Annotated in this window: 11 protein-coding genes and 1 pseudogene; 4 read left to right on the forward strand and 8 right to left on the reverse strand. The window is 71.5% G+C overall.

Going from position 1 to position 13,729, the window contains the following annotated elements; all coding sequences use genetic code 11:
* A pseudogene (locus R6V09_RS29995) lies at positions 1 to 356 on the reverse strand (protein phosphatase 2C domain-containing protein); the annotation flags it as partial.
* 466 nt (positions 357 to 822) lie between these two features.
* Between R6V09_RS29995 and R6V09_RS30000 the strand changes: the two are divergent.
* Entirely contained in the window at positions 823 to 1,803 is a 981-nt protein-coding gene (locus tag R6V09_RS30000; protein WP_317884585.1) for a helix-turn-helix domain-containing protein, read from the forward strand.
* 36 nt (positions 1,804 to 1,839) lie between these two features.
* Positions 1,840 to 2,322 carry a DUF456 domain-containing protein gene (locus R6V09_RS30005; RefSeq protein ID WP_317884586.1) on the forward strand — a complete coding sequence of 161 codons (483 nt, stop codon included), beginning with the start codon at positions 1,840 to 1,842 and terminating at the stop codon, positions 2,320 to 2,322.
* Positions 2,323 to 2,353: 31 nt separating this feature from the next.
* Here R6V09_RS30005 and R6V09_RS30010 read toward each other — a convergent pair whose 3' ends face one another.
* On the reverse strand, positions 2,354 to 3,562 hold the full coding sequence (locus tag R6V09_RS30010; RefSeq protein WP_317884587.1) for an SGNH/GDSL hydrolase family protein: 1,209 nt from the start codon (positions 3,560 to 3,562) through the stop codon (positions 2,354 to 2,356).
* Between the two features lie 172 nt (positions 3,563 to 3,734).
* On the opposite strand from R6V09_RS30010, the gene R6V09_RS30015 reads away from it, so the two are divergent.
* Positions 3,735 to 4,106, forward strand: coding sequence for a PPOX class F420-dependent oxidoreductase (locus tag R6V09_RS30015; RefSeq protein ID WP_317884588.1), 372 nt, complete (start codon positions 3,735 to 3,737; stop codon positions 4,104 to 4,106).
* On the opposite strand, the gene R6V09_RS30020 is transcribed toward R6V09_RS30015, so the two are convergent.
* From R6V09_RS30020 to R6V09_RS30045, 6 genes are all read right to left on the reverse strand, one after another.
* Positions 4,103 to 4,636, reverse strand: a complete 534-nt coding sequence (locus R6V09_RS30020) for a methylated-DNA--[protein]-cysteine S-methyltransferase (RefSeq protein WP_317884589.1) — start codon at positions 4,634 to 4,636, stop codon at positions 4,103 to 4,105. The genes R6V09_RS30015 and R6V09_RS30020 overlap by 4 nt on opposite strands.
* A 20-nt stretch (positions 4,637 to 4,656) precedes the next feature.
* Positions 4,657 to 6,495 carry an AlkA N-terminal domain-containing protein gene (locus R6V09_RS30025; RefSeq protein WP_317884590.1) on the reverse strand — a complete coding sequence of 613 codons (1,839 nt, stop codon included), beginning with the start codon at positions 6,493 to 6,495 and terminating at the stop codon, positions 4,657 to 4,659.
* Positions 6,496 to 6,612: 117 nt separating this feature from the next.
* Positions 6,613 to 7,734 carry a ribosome small subunit-dependent GTPase A gene (gene rsgA, locus R6V09_RS30030; protein ID WP_317884591.1) on the reverse strand — a complete coding sequence of 374 codons (1,122 nt, stop codon included), beginning with the start codon at positions 7,732 to 7,734 and terminating at the stop codon, positions 6,613 to 6,615.
* A 335-nt stretch (positions 7,735 to 8,069) separates the two neighbouring features.
* Entirely contained in the window at positions 8,070 to 8,624 is a 555-nt protein-coding gene (locus tag R6V09_RS30035) for a flavin reductase family protein (RefSeq protein WP_317884592.1), read from the reverse strand.
* Positions 8,621 to 10,819: a tetratricopeptide repeat protein gene (locus tag R6V09_RS30040; RefSeq protein WP_317884593.1), complete on the reverse strand. Its 2,199-nt coding sequence runs from the start codon at positions 10,817 to 10,819 to the stop codon at positions 8,621 to 8,623. Before R6V09_RS30040 ends, R6V09_RS30035 begins: the two co-directional genes overlap by 4 nt.
* Positions 10,816 to 12,015 (reverse strand): hypothetical protein, encoded by a 1,200-nt coding sequence (locus R6V09_RS30045; RefSeq protein ID WP_317884594.1) that lies wholly within the window; start codon positions 12,013 to 12,015, stop codon positions 10,816 to 10,818. The genes R6V09_RS30040 and R6V09_RS30045 overlap by 4 nt, the downstream gene beginning before the upstream one ends.
* 475 nt (positions 12,016 to 12,490) lie before the next feature.
* On the opposite strand from R6V09_RS30045, the gene R6V09_RS30050 reads away from it, so the two are divergent.
* The coding region (locus tag R6V09_RS30050; RefSeq protein WP_317884595.1) for an AAA family ATPase at positions 12,491 to 13,729 on the forward strand (1,239 nt) is incomplete at its 3' end.

Genomic DNA, 13,729 nt, shown 5'->3' on the forward strand with positions numbered 1-13,729 from the left:
TCGGGCGGACGGTGGCCCGGCGGATCGGCGTCCGCCGTACCGCCCGGGGCGGAACCGGTGACACCGGCACGCGGCGCCGGAACCCCCGAGGCGGCCACCGGACGCGCATTCTCATCCACGGTCCCCGGCACCGGACGCGCAACGCCGCCCGCAGTCCCTGGCAACGGACGCACGCCCTCGTCCACGGTCCCCGGGACCGGACTCGCGCCCTCGTCCACGGTTCCGGACGCCGAGGCGAACCGGTCCTCCAGGGAGTCGGCCGCGGCCGTGGGTCCCGTGTCGTCGGTGGAGTCGTCGTACAGCTGGCCCCACCAGTCGTCCTCGTGACCGGGCGGCGTTCCCCCCTGCTGGCTCATGCCCCTAATTGTCCACCGTGCGGGCCGGATGAAAACGGGGCGTCGGGAAAATCCGGTGCGCGCCCCTTCTCGAACGGCGTGTCGGATGACGTTCCGAACACCCGTCCGCCACAAAGCGATACAGCACGACACAGAGCCGCCGGACGGTTCCACCCCCCACGGGAGAACCGCCCGGCGACCACCGAGTGACCGAATCCCGTCGCGGATTCGGCCCGTCCGGCCCCGAGTGTGACTTGCCTTCCTGAAGGCCCCCTGTGATTCGCGCCCGACTCCCCTATGACTGACCGGGCGCGAATCCGCAGGCCGAACAAGCCCAATCCAGGCATTACGGACGGCTGTTGGTGCCTCGGTGGCGCAACCTTGGCAGAGTGACGGGTGGTACGGCGATGATGTGCGGCGGCGGGTTCATGCCGTGGCCGATTTCCGCCACAGCGCGCGACGGGTCTTCGGGGAGGGGCGGCACCTGATGCTGGGAGCGATAGGCCTGGACGAGGCGCACGAGTCGGCGTACCGGGCACTGGTGTCCGTCGGCGCCGCGGACGTGCCCGATCTCGCCCGACGGCTGACCATCGGGGAGTACGACACCGAGCGCGCCCTGCGCCGCCTGGAACTGCACGGACTCGCCGCCCAGTCGCCGGCCCGCCCCGGCCGCTGGGTCGCCGCCCCGCCCGGGGTCGCCCTGGGCGCCCTGCTCACCCAGCAGCGCCACGAACTGGAGAAGGCCGAACTGGCCGCCGCGCTGCTCGCCGAGGAGTACCGGGCCGCCGCCGCCGAAACCGCCGTACACGATCTGGTGGAGGTGGTGACCGGCGCCGCGGCCGTCACCCAGCGCTTCCTGCAGCTCCAGCTCGGCGCGACCGAAGAGGTCTGCGCGCTGGTCACCGGGAACCCGGTCGCCGTCACCGGCATGGAGAACGACGCGGAGGAGCAGGCCGCCGGACGCGGGGTCCGCTACCGGGTCGTCCTCGAACGCGCGGTGCTCGACCTGCCGGACGGCCGCACCGAACTGGCCGCCGCGCTCGGCCGCGGCGAGCAGGTGCGGGTGGTGGACAAGGTGCCGACCAAGCTGGTGGTGGCCGACCGGACCCTCGCACTGGTGCCGCTCACTTCGCACACCGCCGAACCCGCCGCGCTCGTCGTGCACGCGAGCGGCCTGCTGGAACTGCTCTGCGGGCTCTTCGAGTCGGTCTGGCGGGACGCGCTCCCGCTGTGCCTGGGGCCGTCCGGTCCCGCCGAGCAGGAGCCCGACGGCCCCGACGGCACCGACCTGGAGGTGCTGTCCCTGCTGCTGGCCGGGCTGACCGACGCGAGCGTGGCGAAACAGCTCGACCTGGGCCTGCGGACGGTCCAGCGCCGGGTGAAGCGGCTGATGGGGCTGACCGGTGCGACGACCCGGCTGCAACTGGGCTGGCACGCCTACGAACGGGGCTGGGTGGCCCGTGGCTGACCTGCGGTTTCCCCCGGGATCCCGCAGGCTGGGCAGATGGGAGTGGCTGAACTCCTGCTGGTCGGCGTCGTCATCCTGCTCGGCCTGTGCGGAGTCCTGGTGCCCGGCGTGCCGGGGTCGTGGCTGGTGTGGGCCGCGGTCCTGTGGTGGGCGCTGAAGGATCCGCAGCCGGTGTCCTGGGGCGTCCTCGTGGGCGCCACAGCCGTCCTCCTCCTCTCCCAGGTGGTGCGCTGGGCGCTGCCGCCCCGCCGGCTGCGCGCGAGCGGCGCGACGCCTCGAATGGGTGTGTACGCGGGGGTCGGCGCGCTTCTCGGCTTCGTGCTGATCCCCGTGCTCGGCGCGATCCCCGGCTTCGTCGGCGGCGTCTACCTCCACGAACGCCTGCGGCTGGGCCGGCCCGCCGAGGCCATGGCCGCCCTGCGTACGGCGATGCGCTCGGGCGGCTCCAGCGTGCTGACCGAACTGTTCACCTGCCTGCTGATCGCGGGCGCATGGCTGGGCGCCACGATCTGGGGCTGACGCGTCGGGTCCCTCGGATCCATGGAGTCCCTCACGTCAGCGCGGTGAGGTCGACCGTGTCGGCGAGTGCGCGCATGCCGGCGTCGTTGAAGTGGAGGTGGTCACCGGAGTCGTAGGCGGGCCGGATCCGCTGCGGCTGCTCGGGGTCGCGGACGGCGGCGTCGAAGTCGACGACCGCGTCGAAGGGCCTGCCGGCCCGGACGAAGGTGTTGACCGCCTGCCGTACGGCTTCCCGGGCCGCCGTGTACGCGCTGTTGCCGCCGTACGGCGTGAGGGTCCCGCCGATGACGCGGATGCCGTGGGCGTGGGCGCGGGTCACAAGGGTGCGGTAGGCGCTCTCGAAGGCGCCGGGGTCGGTGGCTTTCGGGGTGCCCTTGATGTCGTTGATGCCCTCCATGACGATCAGCACCCGCACACCCGACCGCGACAGGGCGTCCGCGTCGAGCCGGGCCAGGGCGCTCGGCCCGGTGCCGTCGAGCAGCAGGCGGTTGCCGGAGATCCCGGCGTTGAGGACGCCGAGGCGGCGGTACGGGGGCAGGGTGCCGAGGCGCTCGGCGAGCCGGTCGGGCCAGCGGTGGTTGGCGTCACGGGTGGAGCCGTTGCCGTCGGTGAGGGAGTCGCCGAAGGCGACGACACTGCCGGCCGCCGGGGCGTCGAGGACGTCGACACCGGCGACGTAGTACCAGGAGGTGGTGGTCGTCGTGTACGCGGCGCCGTCGCTGTCGGCCGCCCAATTACCTTTCGGAGTGCGGTAGTTGGTCTGCCCGGCGGCGCGGTGGTAGGTCGCCGGGCCGGAGTCGTCGGGCGTGTGGACCGTGACGAGCAGGTCCGCCGCGTCGGGTACGGCGAGCGGGACGGCGTCGGTGACCAGGTCCTCGCCCGCCGGGACGGTGACCGTACCGGCGCCTTTGAAGGTGGCGGTGCGCATCGAACCGGGCACGGCGTCCGGGCCGGTCCCGCGCAGGGCGACGGTCACCGTGTCGAGGCGGAGGGGGGCGGTGCCGAGCCGGTTGGTGAGCCGGACGCGGACCGCGTCGCCGCCGACGCTGAGATGGACGACGTTGCGGAAGGACGCGCCGGGATGGGCCGGGGCAGTTCCGGAGGGCGCGGCCTCCCAGCTGCCGGTCCAGGTGTCGAGCGCCCCCCGGGCCGGGCCCTCGGCTGTCGCCGTGCCCTCCCCGACTCCCGCCCCCAGCACCAGTACCAGCAGTGCCACGCCGATCCGTCCGGCCCCGACCATGAGCGCTCCGCCTCTCCCCACCGACCACGAGGAGCCGACCGTGCCACGCGGGGACGGCCGGACGGCGGAGCATCACCGGAGGCCACGGCCGTATCCGCCTGTCCGGAGTAGGGCGGAAGTCCTGGTCCCTGAAGCCGATGCGGTGGGCGGGCAGGCGTGTTTGGCTGCGGGCATGACCGAATTCACCGAGGCCGAACGCTCATACCTCAAGTCGCAGCGGCTGGGGCGACTGGCCACCGTCGATCCCCAGGGACAGCCGCAGGCCAATCCCGTGGGCTTCTTCCCACAGGACGACGGGACGATCCTGGTCGGCGGGTATGCGATGGGTGCGACGAAGAAGTGGCGCAATCTGCGGGCGAACCCGAAAGTCGCACTGGTCGTGGACGACATCGTCAGCGTCAGCCCGTGGCGGGTACGCGGCATCGACATCCGCGGCGAGGCCGAACTCCTCGTCGGCCCGCACGAGTTGGGGCCGCACATGAGCGAGGAGGTGATTCGCGTCCATCCGCGGCGGATCCACAGCTGGGGGCTGGAGACCGACTAGGCCGACTGGTTCGGCTGATTCAAGAAGTCCGAGGAGTCCAGCGCGTCTTCCAGGGTCAGCAGTTGGACCTTGCGGTCGAGGCCGCCCGCGTAGCCCGTCAGTGATCCGTCGGCGCCGATCACCCGGTGGCAGGGGCGGACGACCAGCAACGGGTTGGCACCGATCGCCCCGCCCACGGCCCGCACGGCGGCCCGGGACGCGCCGATCCGGGCGGCGATCTCGCCGTACGTCGTCGTCGCACCGTACGGAACAGAGTCGAGCGCGCCCCACACCCGCTCGCGGAAGTCCGTGCCGGAGGTGTGGAACTCCAGCTGGAATTCCTTGAGTTCACCGGCGAAGTAGGCGGCGAGCTGTTCACCGGCCGCACGGAAGGGGCCGGGGTCCTGCCGCCACTCCGGCTGCACGGTACGACCGCCCTTCTGGCCCGGGACGGAGAGGGAGGTGAGGGCGCCGCTGTCGTCGGCGGTGAGAAGAAGCCGCCCCAAGGGGCTCTCGAAACTCGTCCAGCGGATGGTCGTGGGGTCGGTCATGGCTTCGATCCTCGGGGTGGTCATCGGGACTCCAACTCCCCTGCTGTGCGCAGGTGTTGTACGGCATAGGAACGCCAGGGACGCCAGGCGTCCGGGATGTCGGCGCCGGGCGGTGCCACGTCGGGGTCACCGAGGGCACGGGCGCGGATGACGGCGACCGTGCCGGCGTCCATACCGGGCAGCGCGAGCAGGGCGGCTTGAGCATCGTCCCGGTCGGCACCGACATCGAGTCGTACGGTGCCGTCGGCAAGGGCGGCGACGAGGCTGACGAGGGCGTCGCTGGGGGCGGGCTCGTCGGGGGCGGTTGGGAGGGTGAGTGGGGGATGGCCGGGGGCGGCTTCATCCGCGGCGGTGGGGAGGGTGGCCGGGAGATGGCTGGGTGCGGCTTCATCCACGGCAGTAGGGAGGGTGGCGGCAGGATCGCCGAGTGCGGCCTGATCCAGGGCGGTAGGGAGGTTGGACGGGAGATGGCCGGGGGTGGCCTCGCCCATGGCGCTAGGGACGGTGGCCGCAGGATCGCCGGGCGCGGGATCGACCGGCGTGGCCTCGGCCAGCGCGGACGGCTCGGGGAAGAGGTGGGTGAGGCTGCCGGACGGGGCGTCCAGCGTCCTGCCGTAGCGCCGCACCAGTCGCTCGGCCTCCGCCTGCCCCACCAGCGCCCGTACGGCCAGTTCCTCCGGATCGGCGGCGCCCGGTGAGCGCAGGCCCGGCCTGGCGGCGACCAGCGGGGCGAGCCGGGGGTCGGCGCCGAGCCGCTCGTCGACGGCGTACGGATCGGCGTCGAGGTCGAAGAGACGTCGTAGCCGCTGTACGGCGGTGGTCAGGTCACGGTGGTCGGTGAGGTGCAGGCGGGCGTCGAGCCAGCCGCCGGGATGGGCGCGGGACACGGCGTTGTCGAATCGGCCGCCGGAATCGGCGCGGGATACGGCGCTGTCGAGTCGGCCGTCCGCAGGGGTGTCGGATACGGCTTGGTCGGGCGGGCCGCCCGGATGGGTGCGGGACACGCCCTTGAGGGTGCCGGGGCGTTCGTCGACGGAGACGATTCCGGTGCCGTAGGGGAGGCGGAGGGTGCGGCGATAGGTACGGCCGCCGGGGGTGCCGGTGACTTCCTCGATGCCGGGGACGGCCTCTCGTTGCAGCAGGTCGAAGACGGCGGCGGACTGGTACGGGCCCCGGTGTGCGAGCCGCAGCGGGATTCCGGCGGACGGTTCGGTCGCGGGGGCGGTCCCGTTGTTCGGCGCGTTGTCCAGCGCACTGACCAACTCGTTCGTCAGTGCCCTGACCCGCGTCATGGACAGCGCCTTGGGCGCGTTGGTGCGTAGTTCGCTGGGGGTCGACGCGTACACGGCGCGGATCGTGTCGTTGAACTGGCGGACACTGGCGAAGCCGGACGCGAACGCGATCTCCGTGATCGGCAGGTCGGTGGTCTGCACCAACACCCTTGCGGTGTGCGCCCGTTGGGCCCGGGCGAGGGCGACGGGACCGGCGCCGAGTTCGGCGGTGAGCTGCCGTTGGACCTGCCGTGCGCTGTATCCGAGCCGTACGGCGAGCCCGGCGACGCCCTCGCGGTCCACCACTCCGTCGCCGATCAGCCGCATGGCGCGGCCCACGACATCCGCGCGCACGTTCCACTCGGCCGACCCCGGTACGGCGTCCGGACGGCACCGCCGACAGGCCCGGAAACCCGAGCCCTGCGCGGCGGCGGCCGTAGTGAAGAACCGCACGTTGCGCCGCTTCGGTGTCACGGCCGGACAACTGGGCCGGCAGTAGATCCCGGTGGTCGCGACGCCGAAGAAGAACTCGCCGTCGAACCGGGCGTCCCGGCTCCGTACGGCCTCGTACCTGCTGTCTTCGTCCATCACGCCCTCCAGTCTCCGCCATCCCCGGGGGCGGGGCTGGCGGAAATCGGACGCGGCGTTGACGTCGGGCGTAGCCGAGCCGTGCCGGGATCGGCTCAGCCCGGCTGCCCTGGGCCGCTACCCCCAACGCCCCCGCTTCGCCTCCATCGCCGCCTTCCCCTCCGCCCCCTTCCGCTTCCAGTCGCGCCGCAGTTCGGTCCTGAGCCGGGCGTCGGTCTTGGCGACGATCCACTGGTTCTCGCGCATGAGCTTGCGGTAGCTGTCGAGCCGGCGCACGGGCAGCTCGCCCGACTCGACGGAGGCGAGCACCGCGCACCCCGGTTCCGCGATGTGGGCGCAGTCCTGGAAACGGCACTGTCCCGCCAGTTCCTCGATCTCGGCGAACACCTGCCCGACCCCGGTCTGCGCGTCCCACAGTCCGACACCGCGCAGCCCCGGCGTGTCGATCAGGACACCGCCGCCGGGCAGTACGAGCAGGTTGCGCGTGGTGGTCGTATGACGGCCCTTGCCGTCCACGTCACGCGTCGCCCGCACGTCCATCACCTCCTCGCCGAGCAGCGCGTTGGCGAGCGTCGACTTGCCCGCACCGGACTGCCCGAGCAGCACGGACGTACCACCGGCGGCGACCGCGGCGAGCACGTCGACTCCTTCCCCGGTCGCGGCACTGACACCCAGCACCGGCACGCCCGGCGCCGTCGTCTCCACGTCCTGGACGAGATACGACAGCGTCACCGCGTCCGGCACGAGGTCGGCCTTGGTGAGTACGACGAGGGGCTGGGCACCGGACTCCCAGGCGAGCGCGAGGAACCGTTCGATACGGCCGAGGTCGAGGTCACCGGTCAGCGGTACCGCGACGATCGCGTGGTCCACATTGGCCGCGAGGATCTGCCCCTCGGACCGCTTCGAGGACGTGGAACGCACGAACGCGGTACGACGGGGCAGCAGCGTCCGCACATAACGCGGGTCGCCGCCCGCGGGGTCCACGGCGACCCAGTCACCCGTGCACACGACCTTCATCGGGTCACGGGGCACGACGAACTCGGTGTCGGCACGGACGATTCCGGCCGACGTGACGACATCACACAGGCCACGATCGACCCGCACGACACGACCGGGCAGCAGACCCTGCCCGGCGAACGGGGCGAACTCGGCCTCCCAGTCCGCATCCCAGCCGTACGGCTGCAACGGATGCACGGAGGAAGACGACGAGAACGAACCCGGGAGAGAAGAGAAAGACAAGGGGTGACCCTTCACAAGGGTGGCCCCGGCACCGCGCACCCAGGCGCGGAAAAAGGAGTGAGGTCAGCCGGAGACCACGGGAGTGGACTTGATGAACTTCCGGATACGGGCAACGCCCATCACAGAGACAGCCATCGGTCACACCTCCCACAACACAAGCCAACTCACCCGCAGCAACGCGTGATTGCCGCTCGAACAGCACCGACCCTAGAAGGCGCACGGGCCGCGACGCCAGCGAATTACCGCGCGCTCTTGCTACAACACGTTCACGCCTTCCGCAGACCCCGGGTGTCGGGGTGGGGGTGAATGCCGTTCCCTGTCCGTGCCTCGTCGGACTATCCGCGTGCCTGCCCGGTCGAGGCCTGATGCGGCGAGGCGAGCCGGACGAACTCACCGTCGTGGTGCACCAGCGGCCCCCCGCTCACCCCGTGGCGGGCGTCGAGCACACGGCCGACGACGAGCGCGTGGTCGGCGACCGTCAGGACACCGACCGTCGCGACCACCAGCGAGGCGAGCACACCGTCGAGCATGGGGAGCCCGAAGGCCCCCCGGTGCCAGGAGGTCGCCGTGCCGAACTTCGGCGCGCCCGTCCGGGCGAACCGGCGGGCGACGTCCTCCTGGCCCTCGGCGAGCAGGTTGACGGCGACGTAGGGTGCCGTCTCCATGGTCGCCCAGGAGGCGGTGTGCAGGCCGACGGCGAACGACACGTGGGGAGGCTCCAGGGAGACCGTGGCCAGGGAGGTGGCGCACAGGCCGACGGGGGCGTCGTCGCCGGCGGTGATGACCGCGACCCCTTTGGCGTGATGGCGCATGACCGCCCTGAACGGGGTCGGCCCCACGACGTCCCGTTGGTCGCCGTCCGGCCGCGGTGCGGAGATGTCCGTCGTCACGCCGCGCTCTCCGGCTCCCGCACCCGGTCGAACAGATCGTCGGCGCACTGCTTGATCTGGACGGTGAACGGCGACGGATCACCGTGGCCGTAGGCGGCGAGGTGCGCGCGCCAGTCGGCGTACGCACCGTCGGTATCCCCCAGCGCGTACCGGCTGGCGCCGCGCCGATAGAGCAGGTCGGGATCCTCGTCCGCCAGGGCGGGCACCGCGATGTCGAGATCCGCGAGCGCGCGCCTGTGCTCGCCGAGATCGTGCAGTGCGACGGCCCGGTTGGCCCGCAGTACGGCGCTGTCCTCGATCTCGACGGCGTGGTCGAGGTCGTCGACCGCGTCCGCGAGCCGGCCCGCGGAGTAGACGAGAACGGCGCGGTTCGCCCAGGCCGCGACATAGCCCGGGTCCGCCTGAAGCGCGGCGGTGAAGCTCTCGAACGCGCCCTGCTCGTCATTTTCTGCCAGCAGCGTGCCTCGCGCGCACAGCAGGTTCGGGTTCTCGGGGTCCAGGGCCAGGCCCGCGTCGATGTCGGCCCGGGCCTGATCGGTCAAGCCGAGCTCCATGAGCAGGTCGGCGCGGTTGACGAACGTGTCCACGTGGCTGGGATCGAGCACGGCGGCGTAGTCCAGGTCGCGCAGGGCGCCCTCCTCGTCTCCGAGTTCCCGCAGTAGGTCCGCCCGGTTGAAGTGGGCCTCGTGGAACGGCGGGCTCAACCGCACCGCTTCGGCGTAGTCCTCCAGGGCGGCGGCGAACTGGCCGGCTGCGCGACGCTCCCCGCCACGTTCGAAGTAGTAGTCGCCGTAGTCGGGATCGCGGCTGATCACCACGTCGTAGTCCTGGAGCGAACCGGTGTGGTCCCCGAGCGCGGCAAGGATCTGTGCCCGGTTGTAGCGGAGCACGGAACGGTGCAGAAGCTGCTCGTCGGGCCCGAGATCCGCGTCGGTCATCGCGATCGCCTCGTTCACCAGCGCCAGCGCGTCGCCGAGTTCACCGCGGTGCATCTCGACGAGAGCCCGTGCGTTGCGCATGAAGGCTCCGACGAACACACGCCGGTGCGGATCGGGATTCCAGTCGGCGAAGGCGATCGCGGTGTTCACCCATTCCATCGCCCGCGTCTCGTCGTGCATGCCCTTCGGCAGGTGGCGGGTGTAGAGCATGGCCATCATGTAGCAGCTGTTCATGTGGATCTCGGGTTCGGTACTGCCGGCCCGGAGTTCGGCGAAATACGAGAAACCCTTCTCGCCCCGCCTCAGATAGGAAAGACAGGCACCGACCTTGTTGGTGAGGTTCCAGTAGGCCTTCGGCCGTTCGCTGCCGAACAGCAGCCGGCCGCGGTACGCGATGTCGAGCGCCGCCTCGTAGAAGCCCGCGTCGAAGCAGGCCTCGGTGGCCTCGACGAAGGCCTTTCCGGCAGCGGCGGAGTCCGTCCCGCGCTCCAGGTGGTAAAGGTGCGCTCCCTGGCTCGTGCCCGGTTCCGCGAGAGCGGCCACTCGTGCGGCGCGGGCGGTGTGCCGATGGGCCCGCTCGTCCGCCGGGAGTGCCGCGTAGGCACGTTCCAGCGCGGGGTCCTTGCTGGTTCCGTCGGAATCGATGAACGCCTGGGCGGGATCGGCCGGCAGCGTGGGCGCGGCCTGCGTCGGCCGCGCGACGCGGTTCGCGTAGGTGTGTACGGCACGGCCGAGTTCGTCGTCGGTGACGCCTTCGGTCTCGGTGACCAGGGTCAGCACTTCCGGGTCGCAGCGGCGCAGCAGTACGCCCACCAGCTCCCGGTCGGTGGGATCGGCGTCGTCCAGTTCGCGGAACTCGACGACCACGCCCTCCGGACGCATCAGGCGCGCCCAGTCCATGAGCAGCTCCGCGACGCCGTGGGCGAGCCGCAGAGTGCGGGCCACGGAGTAGAACCGGGTGCGTTCCGCACGGCTGGCGAGGCTGGTGAGGGTCTGCGGCGCTATCGGGACCAGGGGTGTGAGGTCCGGGGCGAGGGAGATGATCTCGATCGCCTTCGCCTCGACCAGGTCGGCGTGGTGCTCGACGAGTTCGGGTACGACGACGCGCAGCAGGGCTCCGCCCCCGGTGTAGGGTCCGCGGAGCCGGCGGTGACAACGCAGCACGAGGTCCGGCTCGGGCTGCGGCTGAAGGGTGTCGCCGGGCGGGACGCCGGTGCCCGGGACGGCCCAGTGGTGCCGTGGCGAGGACGAGGTCATGACGGTACTCCTTGGTTGGTGGCCTTGCGGGCGCGCCGGTCCCGCACGGTGACGTACAGCAGCAGACCGATCTGAAGGGATGTCAGGCCGACGAAGCTCGCCGCGTCGAGCAGACCGGCGGTAGGTGTCCCTGTGCCCCGGAACCGGTCGGCGATCTGCGACCAGAAGTGCACAGTGGTCGGAATCCCGGCCCAGACGAGGCTGCCGATGGAGAAGCCGTAGCCCGCCACGAGCAGCGGGGCATACCAGCGGGCCATCGCACGGTCCCGGTCGGACCAGTCGGCATCGGGCTGCGGGAGGGTCCGGCGCAGCAGGCGCCGGAACAGTGTGCGCAGCTGGAATCGGGTGGCATTCTGCAGGTCCGAGCAGCGCAGGGCGTTGGTGAGAACGTAGTAGAGGTCTGTCTCCAGGTAGAACATGAACTGCCAGATCAGCCTCATCACGCAGGTGAACGCCACGGCCAGGCAGACCGCGGAGCACCAGGCCGGTCCATAGCCGCGCAGGGCGACCGCCAGCAGCGTCATGATCGCGACCAGGACGGTGTCGGCCAGCATTCCCGCGACGAACGGGAGATAGCGCCGTCGTCGTTCCACGCTGAACAGGGAGTCCAGCCGGGTCTCCGCGACCAGGTAGTACAGCCTCCGGCTGATGGTGAGCGTCGAGGGCAGACCGAGCCGGCGTCCGGAGAGCGCGTGAAAGCCCTCGTGGACGAGGATGCAGGGGATCTGCACCACGGTCAGGGTGATGGGGATCAGCGCGAGGTGGTCGGTGAAGAACACGTCGTGGTAGGAGGGCCGCAACGACCGGTCGCGGACCATCGCCACGATCGCCGCGCCGATCAGAGCGGTGTAGCACAGCCAGGCGGGCCAGGAGAAGGTCCACCGCCCCAGCCGCTGCCAGCGCACCTGTGCGCTGGCCGAGTCGTCCTCGCCCTCGGCCCGCAGGAAGCCGAGTTCGCCGAGTGCCTCCAGGAAGTCCTCGACGTCTAGGGTCTCGCCGCACGTCCGCTCGTACCAGGCCGCAACCTCGGAGACCGGCAGTCCGGAGTCCAGCATGCGCAGGGCTTCCGCCCCCTCCTCGGGGAAGACCGCGTAGGAGGCGGTGTCCGGCCGTCCGACCATCACGCCGTCGTCCTGGGCGATCATCGTGAGCTTGTGCAGGAGGACAGTGGTGCTGTCCGACGAAGCCACGGTCATGGGTCGAGCGCCTCTCTGCGTGAGATGTGATCGGAGCCGGGCTCAGGGCGGGTGCTCGGAGCCCGGCTCCGATCGAGACCTGTCCTAGGGGAGTTCCTAGAGCGCGGAGCAGCAGTAGTACGCGGTGCTGGTCAGGCGGATGGTGCCGGCCTTGCGGATCGACATCTTCTTCATGGTTTCCCTCCTCCCTCGCTCCTCGGATGAACGGCGGAACCCGGCCAAGTCTGCGGAGCGGGGACGGCGCGTACGTCGGCACCATGACGTATACGGGGCTGCGGGAATTGACTAGTGAGCGCGCGCCGGCCGGGGCATCGCCCGGTGCATCCGACCGGTCCGGTGAGCGGACCAGGACGCGACAGCCCGTCCCCCGCACATGACGCTGTCCTCCGGCAGTCCGTCGGGGGAGAGTGATCGTGTTGGGGAACCGCCGCGTGTCCGCGTGTCCTGGTGCTGGTGTGCGACGGCGGTGCGTCGTATGAGCGACTCGCCGCCCTTCGTCGGACGGGACATGGAGAAGAGGGTCGCAGCGGCGGTGTGCGAGCGGGCGGCGGGCGGCCGGGCCCAGGTGCTCCTGATCACCGGCGAGGCCGGTCTCGGCAAGACCCGGCTGGTGGAAGAGCTGCGGGTGATGGCCGTCGCCGCACACAGCCACACCCGGATGCTGGTCGGTGCCGCGATCCCGCTGAGCGGGACCACCCTGCCGTACGGGCCGTTCGTGGAGGCGCTGCGCGACCGGGCCGGGAAGGTGTTCGCCGATGACGGGACGGACGACGTGCTGCCGGCACGGCGGCATCTGTTCGAGCGGGTGCTCGCGTCACTGTCCGACCTCTCGGCCCGGTCTCCGCTCGTGCTCGTGCTGGAGGACCTGCACTGGGCCGACGAGTCCACCCGCGACCTGCTCGCCTTCCTCGCGGTCCGTCTGCGGGGGCAGCGGGTGCTGGTGGTCGCCACGGTTCGCGAGGAGGATCTCGGCGACGAAGCGCGGCGCTGGTTCGCGGAGCTGGCCCACCGTCCGTGTGTGACTCGACTGCGGCTCACCGAACTCGCCGACAGCGAGGTCGCCGAACTCGTCGCCGGTCTGCTCGCGGCCGACGACGAGCACGCTGAGCGGGTGGACGCAGCCGCCGTGGTCTCCGCCGCCGGCGGCAACCCGCTCTACGCCCGGGAACTCGTCCGGGCAGCTCCGCACTGGCCGCCGCCGGCGATCGTCGAGCCCGTGCTGGCCAGGACGTCACGCTGCGCAGCGTCGGTCCGGGAGGTGATCGACCAGATCACGGTGGCCGACGGCGCCATGTCCCATGAGCTGCTCGCAGCGACCCTGCACCGGCCCGAGGACACGCTGCTCGTCCCGGTCCGGAACGCGGTCGGCCTGGGTCTGCTGGTCACGACGGACGACGGCTATGCCATCCCGCACGGGCTGGTCCGGGGGATCCTGTACGCCGATCTCCTGCCGGGCGAGCGCCGCCTCCTGCATCGGCGCTACGCGACCGCGCTCGCCGGGCGGAAAGGGCGGTCGGAGCCGGCGCTCCTGGCCCACCACTGGCACAGGGCGGGCTGTCACGACCGGGCCGCGAGCGCGGCGCTCACCGCAGCGCGCGCCGCGTTCACGGCACACGACTACGGGGTGGCCGACCGGTTGTATGCCCTGGTCGTCGAGTTGGAGCAGTGGCTGCCCGAGCCAGGACCGGGGGTGTGGGAGGAGGCGGCGCGGGCA

It is taken from the genome of Streptomyces sp. W16 (assembly GCF_033194735.1).
Lineage (GTDB): Bacteria > Actinomycetota > Actinomycetes > Streptomycetales > Streptomycetaceae > Streptomyces.

What these genes read in the sequence shown, in the direction of transcription:
- R6V09_RS30020 (WP_317884589.1), bottom strand. Translation starts at nt 4,636, where the DNA reads ATGACCGACCCCACGACCATCCGCTGGACGAGTTTCGAGAGCCCCTTG.
- R6V09_RS30045 (WP_317884594.1), bottom strand. Translation starts at nt 12,015, where the DNA reads ATGACCGTGGCTTCGTCGGACAGCACCACTGTCCTCCTGCACAAGCTC.
- R6V09_RS30010 (WP_317884587.1), bottom strand. Translation starts at nt 3,562, where the DNA reads ATGGTCGGGGCCGGACGGATCGGCGTGGCACTGCTGGTACTGGTGCTG.
- R6V09_RS30005 (WP_317884586.1), top strand. Translation starts at nt 1,840, where the DNA reads ATGGGAGTGGCTGAACTCCTGCTGGTCGGCGTCGTCATCCTGCTCGGC.
- R6V09_RS30000 (WP_317884585.1), top strand. Translation starts at nt 823, where the DNA reads ATGCTGGGAGCGATAGGCCTGGACGAGGCGCACGAGTCGGCGTACCGG.
- R6V09_RS30015 (WP_317884588.1), top strand. Translation starts at nt 3,735, where the DNA reads ATGACCGAATTCACCGAGGCCGAACGCTCATACCTCAAGTCGCAGCGG.
- R6V09_RS30025 (WP_317884590.1), bottom strand. Translation starts at nt 6,495, where the DNA reads ATGGACGAAGACAGCAGGTACGAGGCCGTACGGAGCCGGGACGCCCGG.
- R6V09_RS30040 (WP_317884593.1), bottom strand. Translation starts at nt 10,819, where the DNA reads ATGACCTCGTCCTCGCCACGGCACCACTGGGCCGTCCCGGGCACCGGC.